An 11,406-nucleotide genomic window follows, 5' to 3' on the forward strand; every position below is an offset into this window, starting at 1 on the left:
TATGAATTGACAGTTTATTGGGTTTTATCATGACGGCGGAAGGCCACCTTCTTTTTTCCATTGCCTGCGCAGTGTTTGCCAAAAATGCGGAATTGACGCCGGTTCTCGCTCAGGGCGACTGGTGGCATATTGTCCCTTCGGCCATCCTGACCTGCCTGCTGCCCGATATTGATCATCCAAAATCATTTCTTGGCCAGCGTCTGAAATGGATATCAAAACCTGTCGCGCGCGCGTTCGGCCATCGCGGGTTTACGCACAGCCTGTTCGCCGTGTTCGCTATGCTTGCCCTTTTCTACCTGAAAGTGCCGGAGAGCTGGATTATTCCGGCCGATGCCCTGCAAGGAATGGTGCTCGGTTATTTAAGCCATATTCTGGCCGATATGCTGACCCCGGCGGGCGTTCCCCTGCTCTGGCCCTGCCGCTGGCGCTTCCGTCTGCCGATCCTCGTTCCGCAAAAAGGCAATCAACTGGAGCGTTTTTTATGCATGGCGTTATTCGTGTGGGCTATCTGGATGCCGCAGACAATGCCCGAAAACAGTGCAGTGCGTTGGTCGTCGCAGATGATTAATATGCTGCAAATGCAGTTCGATCGCTTTATAAATCACCAGATTGCTGAGTAAACCAGCATAAATGTCATTTTTGGCATAAACAATTCCATTTGAATATAAGAGGTCGGTCACAGTTCTGCTAACCTTGCGCCAACAGGATCGCTGTCACACGGCGATACGTATAAAAAAATCAGGAGAACGGGGATGAATTTTCCATTAATCGCGAACATCGTGGTGTTCGTTGCACTGCTGTTCGTGCTGGCGCAAACCCGCCACAAACAGTGGAGTCTGGCAAAAAAAGTGCTGGTCGGTCTGGTGATGGGCGTGATCTTCGGTCTCGCCCTGCACACCGTTTATGGGTCTGACAGCCCGGTACTAAAAGACTCCGTTCAGTGGTTCAACATCGTCGGCAACGGCTATGTACAACTGCTGCAAATGATCGTCATGCCGCTGGTCTTCGCGTCTATTCTCAGCGCCGTTGCGCGTCTGCATAACGCGTCTCAGTTGGGTAAGATCAGCTTTCTGACCATTGGCACGCTGCTTTTCACTACCCTGATTGCCGCACTGGTGGGTGTACTGGTCACCAACCTGTTCGGTCTGACGGCGGAAGGTCTGGTGCAGGGCGGCGCGGAAACCGCGCGTCTGAACGCCATCGAAACCAACTATGTTGGAAAAGTCGCCGACCTCAGCGTACCGCAACTGGTGCTATCGTTTGTGCCGAAAAACCCGTTTGCTGACCTGACCGGCGCAAACCCGACCTCCATCATCAGCGTGGTGATCTTCGCGGCATTCCTCGGCGTCGCGGCGCTGAAACTGCTGAAAGACGACGCGCCGAAAGGCGAACGCGTGTTAATCGCTATCGATACCCTGCAAAGCTGGGTGATGAAGCTGGTGCGCCTGGTAATGCAACTGACGCCATATGGCGTACTGGCGCTGATGACCAAAGTCGTCGCAGGGTCTAACCTACAGGACATCATCAAACTGGGTAGCTTCGTGGTCGCGTCTTATCTTGGCCTGATCATCATGTTTGTGGTGCACGGTATCCTGCTGGGCGTCAACGGCGTCAGCCCGCTGAAATATTTCCGTAAAGTATGGCCGGTTCTGACGTTCGCCTTTACCAGCCGCTCCAGCGCCGCGTCCATTCCGCTGAACGTGGAAGCGCAAACGCGTCGTCTGGGCGTACCGGAATCCATCGCCAGCTTCTCCGCCTCTTTTGGCGCGACGATTGGTCAGAATGGTTGTGCAGGCCTGTACCCGGCTATGCTGGCGGTGATGGTTGCGCCGACTGTCGGTATTAACCCGCTTGATCCGGTCTGGATTGCCACCCTGGTCGGTATTGTGACCGTCAGCTCTGCCGGTGTCGCGGGCGTCGGCGGCGGCGCCACCTTCGCCGCGCTGATCGTTCTGCCTGCGATGGGCCTGCCGGTCACGCTGGTCGCGCTGCTGATTTCCGTTGAACCGCTGATCGATATGGGTCGTACCGCGCTGAACGTGAGCGGCTCAATGACTGCCGGTACGCTGACCAGCCAGTGGCTGAAGCAGACGGACAAAACCCTTCTGGACAGTGAAGACGATGCCGAACTGGCACATCATTGATCCCGCGTGATGAACAAACCGCCTTAATCAGGCGGTTTTTTTATGCGAATTATTCGGCTATCTCATTTTCCTGGCGAACCTGATTCGCCCATCGCTGCGCCGACTCAGGAACGGTAAATGCAGGCGATCGCTGAAATGCCTCCCCCATTAAGATAAAGGCGACATACTTTCCGCGCAGTATCCATACGTCACGAAACGCGTCCATTTTTATCGCATGTTCTGGCGGCGCGGGCTCCACGCGTGGAACATAGCTGATAACCGGGCGATTTTGTTGGCGAAGAGGTTTCATCATCAGTTGCTTCACTAAAGGCAAATGCTAAAAATCAGAAAAACACTATCTTAGCTGATTTTGCCCCCGTTCGTCCCGCCTTGCATGTGCGGTTTACGCTGATGGCATCGCACCGCGTCTGGTCACGGGCGGGTAAAACAAGCGCCGTCAGGCTGACGGCATAAAAAATGCGGCGCAGCAATGCGCCGCAAACTCAGGAGTCAGACATCAAGAAAACTGCCGAGACGATACCCGCGTTCCGCAATCGCATACTTCAGCGACGCAGACGTCAGCACGTCAAGCTCAGTCAAGCGGGGGTAACAATAGGCGCTCTGACGGATGATATTGTCGATGAACGCCGGATGACACATCACTTCCAGTGACTTTTCGCCTCTGTCAGCAGAGGCATCCAGCACCTGAAGAAACAGCGCTTCTGCAATAGCGTCGCCGTAAAACTCGCTGCTGAATCCCTGCGAGCTGCGTAACGCTACCGGCAGATCGTCAGCATTAAGCACCGACTGGCGATCGATACGCAGAGCAACGCCGCGTTCTGCCGCAAACTGTGCCACAATGGGAAAAATTTGCGGGAACATATGCACATGGTGATGACTGTCCAGATGCGTTGGCTCACGGCCAAAAAGGTCGATAAAACGCTGATACTGACACTCCAGCTCATGCGAAATTTCATCCAGCGGCAAGGTCTCTTCCTCGGCCATTTGCCAGATCCATTTTCCCAGCAGCCCTTCACGCGTCAAACCCGGCATCGCCGTCAGCGGCTTCCCTAAGGTGAGTACAAAATGCATCCCCACCGCCAGTTTCGGCACGTCACGGCACAATTGCGCCGCATGGTCGATGGCTTCACCATTGACCAGCGCCGTTGTGGACGTCACAACGCCATTCCGACAAGCCTCGACAATGCCGTAGTTTTGTCCCTTGCTCAGGCCAAAATCATCCGCATTCACAATCAATAAGCGTTCCATACCCAACCTCTGTTAGTGTTGTGCGCCTTTGAGTTTCTCGATGCATTCCGCAAAATTCGGCAGCCACTTCTCGTGGGCCAGAATCAACTCCCGCGCCAGGGTTTCCGCATCGCGATCGGAGTGCACCAGCGGGCTCAGGTTAAGCGCTAACAGCACATCATTGAACTCGCCGCTCAGCGCCGCCTTACTGGCTGCGACTTCAAACCCTTTGATGGTATAGATGAGGCCCAGCACTTTTTCATCGAAATGCGTGATGCGCGGGTGCGGCGTCGCCCCATTCCGCCCTAATGTGCAGGTCATCTCCACCGCCCAGTCAGCAGGGATATTATCCACATGACCATGATGCGGGATATTAACGTAGTGTTCCGTCTGCTTATCGTTATAGATAGCGTTAATCACTTCACATGCGGCGTCGGAATAGTAAGCCCCACCGCGCTGCTCCAGCTCTTTCGGTTTGATATTCAGCTCTGGATTTTTATAAAGCTCGAAGAGCTGTTTCTCAACCTTCTGCACCACCTGAGCGCGCGCACCGCCTTTATAGTATTCGCCAATTTCAATCGCCAGCATCTCTTTTTGCTTGAAGTAGTAAAGCAGGTAGGAGCACGGCAGCATATTCAGCGAGCGAATAAGCCCTTCGCTAAACGGCAGGTCAAAAATATTTTTCACCGTTGACGCTTTTAACTGCCCGGACGCCACGCCATCCAGCAGTTCAGCAAAGCGCGATTCGCCATTCACCAGTACGTCTTTAATGAACACCATGTGGTTGAGGCCAAACAGGTCGATCGACAGATCGTCGCTGTCTTGCAATGCCAGCACGTCATGGATGAACATTTTCATCCCCACGGGGATATTGCATACGCCGATGAATTTCTTAAAGTGGGTGTGGCGATAAACCGCTTCTGTCACCATGCCTGCCGGGTTAGTGAAGTTAATAACCCACGCGTTCGGGCACAGTTCTTCAACATCTTTCACGATATCAAAGATAACCGGGATGGTGCGTAGCCCTTTGAACAGGCCGCCTGCGCCGTTGGTCTCTTGCCCCAGATACCCGTGACTTAGCGGAATGCGTTCATCCTGTTCACGGGCCTTCAGCTGGCCCACGCGCAGTTGCGTAGTGACGAAATCTGCCCCTTGCAAAGCCTCGCGACGATCCAGCGTTTTGTATAATTTCAGCGGGACACCGGCTTTGTCGATCATGCGCTGACAGAGGTCAAAAATAATATCCAGCTTCTCTTTTCCGTCTTCAACATCCACCAGCCATAATTCAGAAACCGGCAATTCATGATAACGCTTAATAAAACCTTCCAGTAATTCAGGGGTGTAGCTGCTCCCGCCACCAATCGTGACGACTTTTAATTTCTGGCTCATACTTTCTCCCTTCAGTGTAAAAACACTGGCGTGTATTACGCTCTGCCCGTTCGTCAGGTATGGCGCGGGCGTCCCGCGCTATTCAGGGCAAGCGATAAAATCGTGTTGTCAGGTCAATATTGTTTACTGATTAAATTCAGTTAATTTTTTACGATAACTGTTCGGTGTAAATGAGGTCAGCTTTTTAAACGTTTTAATAAACAGACTTGGGCTACTGTAACCCGCCTCATATGCTATATCCGTTACGGAGTAGTTGGTCATTTCCAGCTGTTTTTTCGCAAAATTAATACGGATCTCATTAATAATCTGCATTGGCGTTTTGCTGTAATAACGCTGCGTTGCGCGGGTCAGATACTCCTGAGATTTTGCGGACAGGTGCACCATATTTTCCAGCGCGTTTTCACCAAACTGCGTTTTGTCGTGCATTGTCTCCACGGTCGCTTTCAGCCATTGCGGAATATCGTCAATCACCTGCTCTTCACGGTGATGGCGCAGCCGGTTAATGATGTAGAAGGTGACCACTTCTACAAACTCATCTAACCCGTTTCCCCGGAAGTTCAGCGACGCGATAACCGTTTCAATATAAGTCAGAAAAGCGCTGTTGACCCGGTATACCTGAGACGCAACAAAACAAAACGGTAATAAAGGATGATAGTGTTGTTCAAAAAAACGCTTACTGATACCAACGTTAAGAATACGCGTGGCGCCGAACTCATAGAAACTCTGGTGGTGCGATCCCAACGGGATAAACACGAAATCACCACGCTCCAGCAGCACACGTTTGCCGTTGATTTCCTGATAGTAGCGCCCCGTTAACACCAGGGTGAATTCATAATAATCATGCTGATGCAGCCCACTGATGCTCTCAGTTTTGTTATAGATAAACACATGGAAATTCTTGCCGTTAAAAAGCTGTTGCTCACGAGCGGTGGCGATCTCCGGTGCGTTAACCTGTAGCTGCATCATTTATCCCTCACTGTTCCAGCTTCTCGTGAAGCTCGATTAACTCTGTAACCAGTTCCCGCGCTAACATCGACGTCATCAGGTGATCCTGAGCATGAACCAGCACCAGGCTGACTTTCATTTTACCTTCGCCCTGATCGCCTTCAATCAGTTTCGTCTGCACGAGATGCGCTTCATTGAGCGCCATCCGCGACTGCTCCATCATCGTTTTTGCCGCAGCAAAATCACCCTGCTTGGCCTGTTTCAGCGCCGCATAAGCCAGGCTGCGCGCCTGACCGGAGTTGATGATAAGCCCCATCACCACTTCTTCGAGTTCTTCAGCCTCTGACGGCGTACCCGCTACGTTTTCGAGATCCAACATACGTTTTCCTCTGGTTCAGCCCGGCATGGAGAGACCATGCCGGATTAAATTTAAAATTTCAGTGCGTTAGCGATTTCTTCTTCGCTTTCTTCTTGCTCAATTGCATTCTGCGCTTTGTTGGCGACAACCACGAAAGGCAGATAAATCAGCGTCGCGACGCCCAGGTTGAACAGTGCGACCAGCAGAGCGGCAACGCTGCCGTTGGTGTTAAAGAACGCTCCCAGACCGGTTGGCATCGTCCACGGCGCGATGTTGGTAATCGGCGGGATAATCCCCAGGTAATACGCAATCAGCGTAATGGCGGCCAGAATCGGCTGAACCAGAATGAACGGGATAAACATCACCGGGTTCATAATAATCGGCAGGCCGAACAGAATCGGTTCGTTAATCTGGAAGATACCGGACGGCAGCGCCAGTTTTGCTACCTGGCGGTAATCCGCACGACGCGAGGCCAGGAAGATGGCGATAATCAGACCCAGCGTCGCGCCACTCCCCCCGAGGAAAATATAGGAATCGAGCATCGGTTTCGCCCAGACGTGGAACGTCTTCCCGGCTTCCAGCGCCGCATCCACGGAACCAAACTGCTGATAGATGGCGATGTTTTCCAGCGCCCACGGGGTCATAATACCGCTGTCCAGCGCGGTCAATGCCAACGAGCCGTGAATACCAAAGAACCACAGCAGCGGAACAAACAGCACATAGGCCCAGCCAACCACGCTGCCCAGCGATGCCAGCGGCGTAGAAATGGTATCCATAATGATCTGGTGGAAGTTAGAACCGTAGTTCGCCAGCGCCCACGCAATGATCCCCATAATGGAGAGAATAATAAAGCCAGGAATTAACGCCGAGAATGAACGGGAAACCGACGCCGGGACGCTGTCCGGTAATCTAATGACCCAGTTGCGGCGCACAATAAAGGTAAACATTTCCGCCACGACCAGACCGATAATAATACCGGAGATAATATTCGCACCGCCCAGCCAGTTCGCGCCAACCGCATAAGCTTCGCCTACGCTATATGGCGTAACGGTCATAAAGGCCGCCACGGATAACAGCCCCGCCGCCAGCGCATCAACTTTACGCTCTTCCGCCAGCGCCATTCCGATAAAGAACGGCGCCATTAACGACATAATACCGAGCGTACCGTTATAGACGTTTCCGCCAATGCCTTTTAAGCCATTCAATGTTTCAATGGTGGAAGCATCAAGCCGAATGCCTAAAGAATAAAAAAACGACCCCTCCCCAAAGCTCAGGAAAACGTTGTTGATTAATACAAACATGGCCCCCGCAAGGGTTAACGGCATTAAGCGAATAAAGCCGTTTTTGATTGCATTAACGTGCGGCTGCTTTCCTATTTTAACAGCAAAAGGAAGGAGTACCTTTTCAAGTGAAGCAATGACGTTACTCATAGAAAAATACCCTTAAATACCGCAATAAAATATTGCGGTGAATGTTTATGAAATAACTCTTTGACGGGAAAAATTAAAACAAAAAATTAATTTGCGGCGGCTTTTTTAATTGCTGCGACAGCAGCCTTAAGCACGCCTAAACCATCGACTTTGCCGTACAGCAGCGAGTCAATCACTTCCACAGGTTTATTGGGTAACAAACGCTGAATTTCGGGTAACATATAAGCAATTTGTGGGCCTAATAACACGACATCCGCTGAAAGACCTTTTTCTCCTGCCAGCGTCTCAGGAAATGCTTCAATAATAACCGGCACTTCATATTTCTCAGCCTGAGCGCGCATCTTCGATACCAGTAAAGAAGTCGACATGCCCGCAGAACAAAACAGATAAATGTGTTTCTTTTCCATAAAAACGATCCTCATATGCGATTATCTGTTAGCCAGCCATTCCGCAAGCCTTAACCTGCATCCATGCACTGGACAACTTGCGTAACCGAATTTACTTTTTTAGGTGGCTGAAATGAGTATACGGGATAGAACTGGCGGATGGTATTTCTTTGACTAACAAAATTGTCTCTCATTGACCTGGTGTTATGACCCCTCTCACATTTCAGGCAAATATTTCGCGACAATAAATAAGATTATCCCAGGAACAAAAAAACCGGCACACAGGCCGGTTCATACATATGCTCAGGCAATATACAGTTGTTACTGCTTCGGAGCCTGCGGATCGGTGTCATACTCTGCACAGCTCTGGTAGCCGGAGTTAATCACATGACCAGTGTCATCCAGCGCGACAAAATAGGTTTCAGCTTTACCATCACGTTGACCCAGGATGTAGGTCTGGCAAGTACCGCGCGCGTGAATCATGCTCACTTCAGATGAAGGCTTACCGGCAATCTGCTCAACCTGCGACCGGCTCATCCCTTTTTTCACATCTTTTACTACAGGCTGGACAAATTGGTCTTTTGTACGATCGTACGCCGTACACCCTGCCAGCATAGTCATTACCGCCGCTGCACTCAGAATTCCTGCTATATTCTTGTTCATTTTCCGTCCTCTTGTTTATCAGCGTGTTATATAAGCCTGGAATACATCAGGGCTTTTTTCAAGCCCACAATCGATGCAACAAATCTTTCAGAAAATTCCAATTAAACAAAACGATGTCGTTTTAATGCCGTAAATTGCGCCACTCAGGCCGTGGAGTCTTGTCGTTTAGAGAGCAAAGCGTTAGCTTTAACGCAGTATATTTATTCTGAAAATCTTCGGAGGGGTTAAATGACGCTACAGCAAGAGATAATCCGGGCGCTTGGCGCAAAACCGCACATTAATGCAGAAGAGGAAATTCGCCGTAGCGTAGATTTCCTGAAAGCGTACCTGAAAACATATCCCTTCCTGAAATCCCTGGTACTGGGTATCAGCGGAGGGCAGGATTCGACGCTGACGGGCAAATTGTGCCAGACCGCAATTACTGAACTGCGTGAAGAGACAGGGAACGACGCCCTGCAATTTATTGCCGTGCGTCTGCCATTCGGCGTGCAGGCCGACGAGCAGGATTGTCAGGATGCGATCGCGTTTATTCAGCCGGACAGAGTCCTGACCGTCAATATTAAAGGCGCCGTTCTGGCCAGCGAGCAGGCGTTGCGTGAAGCAGGCATTGAATTAAGCGATTTTGTTCGCGGCAACGAAAAAGCCCGCGAACGCATGAAGGCACAGTACAGTATCGCCGGAATGACCAACGGTGTGGTGGTCGGCACCGATCATGCCGCCGAAGCGGTGACGGGTTTCTTCACTAAATATGGCGATGGCGGTACCGATATTAACCCGCTTTTCCGTCTGAACAAGCGCCAGGGAAAACAGCTGCTCGCCGCGCTGGGTTGCCCGGAACATTTATATAAGAAAGCGCCAACGGCGGATCTCGAAGACGATCGCCCTTCTCTGCCGGACGAAGCGGCGCTGGGCGTCACCTATGACAACATTGATGATTATCTGGAAGGGAAAACGCTGGATGCCAGCGTCGCGAAAATCATCGAAGGTTGGTATATCCGAACGGAACACAAACGTCGCACACCCATTACAGTATTTGACGATTTCTGGAAGAAATCATAATCGCCGGATGGCGACATACCGTCTTATCCGGCCTACATCACTGCATAACTCCCGTAGGCCCGATAAGCGAAGCGCCATCGGGCGCGAACGTACCGCCTTATCCGGCCTACATCACTGTATAACGCCCGTAGGCCCGATAAGCGAAGCGCCATCGGGCGCGAACGTACCGTCTTATCCGGCCTACATCTCTGCATAACTCCCGTAGGCCCGATAAGCGAAGTGCCATCGGGCGCTGTCCTGTTGCACTTACTGGACGGTGTCCGGCGTATAACCCGGCAACCACGTAATCTCGCTAAACAACAGCTGTCCTTCTGGCTTCAACAACCGTAACGTGTGTTTCCCGTCATGCCAGCAGGCGCCCTGATCGGCGGTCAGGAGTTTGTCTCCCAGTTGCCAGGCACCGCTAATAACAAACACAACGCCACCGCGCGAACCGAAGGTCGTAAACGTGCGATCGGCAACCCTGACCTTCGCCTTACAGCGATCGCGTCGGGTCATGATATTGAGATCCATCGACATTTGCCCTTCCGACAGCGTGGCTTTCACAACGCTATCGCCTGCAAACGTGAACGGCTGATGTCGCTTGAGGGTATGGGTAAACGTATTCACGCCTTCCAGCATCACCTCTCCGCCTTCCAGTAACGTAATAACGCGCTCAACCCCAGGAAAAAGGGAAAACTCCCCGTTCCCGGCGATAGACGCAATACTGGCGCGCCAGTGAAAATCCCGCGTCGCCGGAGGAAAACAACAAATCTCGCGCGTTTCGCCCGCACCATTGCGCCAGAGGTTTACCGGCATTTTACGGATATCAAAGTATTCCATTATCACTCCCGAGAAGGACGCAGCGCCATAATATGGCACATTGTTGTTATCGGCAGCAGTGAAGATTTACCTTAACGAGAAGAAAAGAAAAACCGCCGATCCTGTCCACATCGAGAAGAGATGTTGTGAACAGGACCGGCGGTCTTGAATGCGTTAGCGTAACGCTGAGGGATTACTCAGCAGGGGGTGTTGGCATTTTACCTTCCGGCGCCGGACGTTCTGTCAGACGCTTCTCAAAATTGGCATTAAACTGTTTTTTCTGTTCCGGCGTCAGAATGTTGTAGATCTTATTCTGCGTTTCCATGTGCGCCAGCATATTGGCTTTGCGCTGTTCTTCCATCTTCGCAATCTGCGCTTCGGCTTTCGCCTTATCGAAGCTGTCGCTGGCGATGATATCGTGCATTGCGCGGCGCTCTTCCAGCGGCGGACGTTTCATCTGGTCACGCTGACCTTTCATGATGTCGCGGATTTGCTGTTTCTGCGCGTCGGTCAGGTTCAAATCTTTGAACATCATGTCATGATGCGGACCGAATTTGCCTTTGTGGTGCATCATCGGCTTCGCATCTGCCGGAGCAGCGGTAGTGGTATCAGCCGCGTGAGCCAGGTTCGCAGCGCCCAGCGCCAGGGTAGAGGCAACAAACAGTGCAGTTAATTTACGCATAATCTATGTCCTTCCTTTCAGTTATTCTTTCGGCGTAGCGCCGTGTTGACGAGATAAACTTTACCGCCTTAATCGTCAATTAGTCAGAGCAACGGTAAAACAATGAAAGTGTAAAAAACAATTTTTCGTCAATTATGAAGAAAAAAAGAATAAATCGAGGAGAGTTGCAATATTTTATTACAAGCGGATGATTTTGCAGGAAATATGAAGAACTATACCTGACCGATGACTATTAATAAAGCAGTTTACCAGGATTAATCCGTAATAAATCGCGATAGCACACAAAAATAAGACCCTCAGACGTTCGCCTGAGGGAGAAAAT

General features: G+C 51.2%; 13 protein-coding genes. 3 read left to right on the forward strand and 10 right to left on the reverse strand.

From position 1 onward, the window contains the following. The first annotated feature begins 17 nt into the window (after positions 1 to 17). Both OGV79_RS13115 and tcyP read left to right on the forward strand, forming a co-directional pair. Positions 18 to 620, forward strand: coding sequence for a metal-dependent hydrolase (locus OGV79_RS13115; protein WP_077956894.1), 603 nt, complete (start codon positions 18 to 20; stop codon positions 618 to 620). 132 nt (positions 621 to 752) lie between these two features. After that, positions 753 to 2,144 carry a cystine/sulfocysteine:cation symporter gene (gene tcyP, locus OGV79_RS13120; protein WP_047457375.1) on the forward strand — a complete coding sequence of 464 codons (1,392 nt, stop codon included), beginning with the start codon at positions 753 to 755 and terminating at the stop codon, positions 2,142 to 2,144. A 49-nt stretch (positions 2,145 to 2,193) separates the two neighbouring features. Here the strand turns inward: tcyP and cedA are convergent, their stop codons facing one another. The 8 genes from cedA to osmE form a co-directional block, all read right to left on the reverse strand. Beyond that, positions 2,194 to 2,457, reverse strand: coding sequence for a cell division activator CedA (cedA, locus tag OGV79_RS13125; protein ID WP_196050445.1), 264 nt, complete (start codon positions 2,455 to 2,457; stop codon positions 2,194 to 2,196). A gap of 176 nt (positions 2,458 to 2,633) precedes the next feature. After that, positions 2,634 to 3,392, reverse strand: coding sequence for a chitin disaccharide deacetylase (gene chbG, locus OGV79_RS13130; protein WP_112002381.1), 759 nt, complete (start codon positions 3,390 to 3,392; stop codon positions 2,634 to 2,636). 12 nt (positions 3,393 to 3,404) lie between these two features. Next, positions 3,405 to 4,760 (reverse strand): 6-phospho-beta-glucosidase, encoded by a 1,356-nt coding sequence (locus OGV79_RS13135; RefSeq protein ID WP_112002380.1) that lies wholly within the window; start codon positions 4,758 to 4,760, stop codon positions 3,405 to 3,407. Between the two features lie 123 nt (positions 4,761 to 4,883). Further along, positions 4,884 to 5,726, reverse strand: a complete 843-nt coding sequence (gene chbR / locus OGV79_RS13140; RefSeq protein WP_012132626.1) for a transcriptional regulator ChbR — start codon at positions 5,724 to 5,726, stop codon at positions 4,884 to 4,886. Between the two features lie 7 nt (positions 5,727 to 5,733). Further along, on the reverse strand, positions 5,734 to 6,084 hold the full coding sequence (gene chbA, locus OGV79_RS13145; RefSeq protein WP_012132627.1) for a PTS N,N'-diacetylchitobiose transporter subunit IIA: 351 nt from the start codon (positions 6,082 to 6,084) through the stop codon (positions 5,734 to 5,736). Between the two features lie 50 nt (positions 6,085 to 6,134). Next, positions 6,135 to 7,493, reverse strand: a complete 1,359-nt coding sequence (gene chbC / locus OGV79_RS13150; RefSeq protein WP_012132628.1) for a PTS N,N'-diacetylchitobiose transporter subunit IIC — start codon at positions 7,491 to 7,493, stop codon at positions 6,135 to 6,137. 86 nt (positions 7,494 to 7,579) lie between these two features. Next, entirely contained in the window at positions 7,580 to 7,900 is a 321-nt protein-coding gene (gene chbB / locus OGV79_RS13155; protein ID WP_024130389.1) for a PTS N,N'-diacetylchitobiose transporter subunit IIB, read from the reverse strand. A 300-nt stretch (positions 7,901 to 8,200) separates the two neighbouring features. After that, entirely contained in the window at positions 8,201 to 8,542 is a 342-nt protein-coding gene (gene osmE / locus OGV79_RS13160; RefSeq protein ID WP_012132630.1) for an osmotically-inducible lipoprotein OsmE, read from the reverse strand. 228 nt (positions 8,543 to 8,770) lie between these two features. Between osmE and nadE the strand changes: the two genes are divergently transcribed. Next, a complete protein-coding gene (gene nadE / locus OGV79_RS13165; protein ID WP_104868732.1) occupies positions 8,771 to 9,601 on the forward strand; it encodes an NAD(+) synthase in 831 nt (276 codons plus the stop codon). Positions 9,602 to 9,847: 246 nt separating this feature from the next. Here nadE and ves read toward each other — a convergent pair whose 3' ends face one another. Next, positions 9,848 to 10,423, reverse strand: a complete 576-nt coding sequence (gene ves / locus OGV79_RS13170) for an environmental stress-induced protein Ves (RefSeq protein ID WP_047457383.1) — start codon at positions 10,421 to 10,423, stop codon at positions 9,848 to 9,850. A gap of 172 nt (positions 10,424 to 10,595) precedes the next feature. Continuing rightward, positions 10,596 to 11,084 (reverse strand): ATP-independent periplasmic protein-refolding chaperone Spy, encoded by a 489-nt coding sequence (gene spy / locus OGV79_RS13175; RefSeq protein ID WP_047457387.1) that lies wholly within the window; start codon positions 11,082 to 11,084, stop codon positions 10,596 to 10,598. Between the last annotated feature and the right edge of the window lie 322 nt (positions 11,085 to 11,406).

The sequence above is a fragment of the Citrobacter sp. CK185 genome, assembly GCF_030333565.1.
GTDB lineage: Bacteria > Pseudomonadota > Gammaproteobacteria > Enterobacterales > Enterobacteriaceae > Citrobacter_B > Citrobacter_B koseri.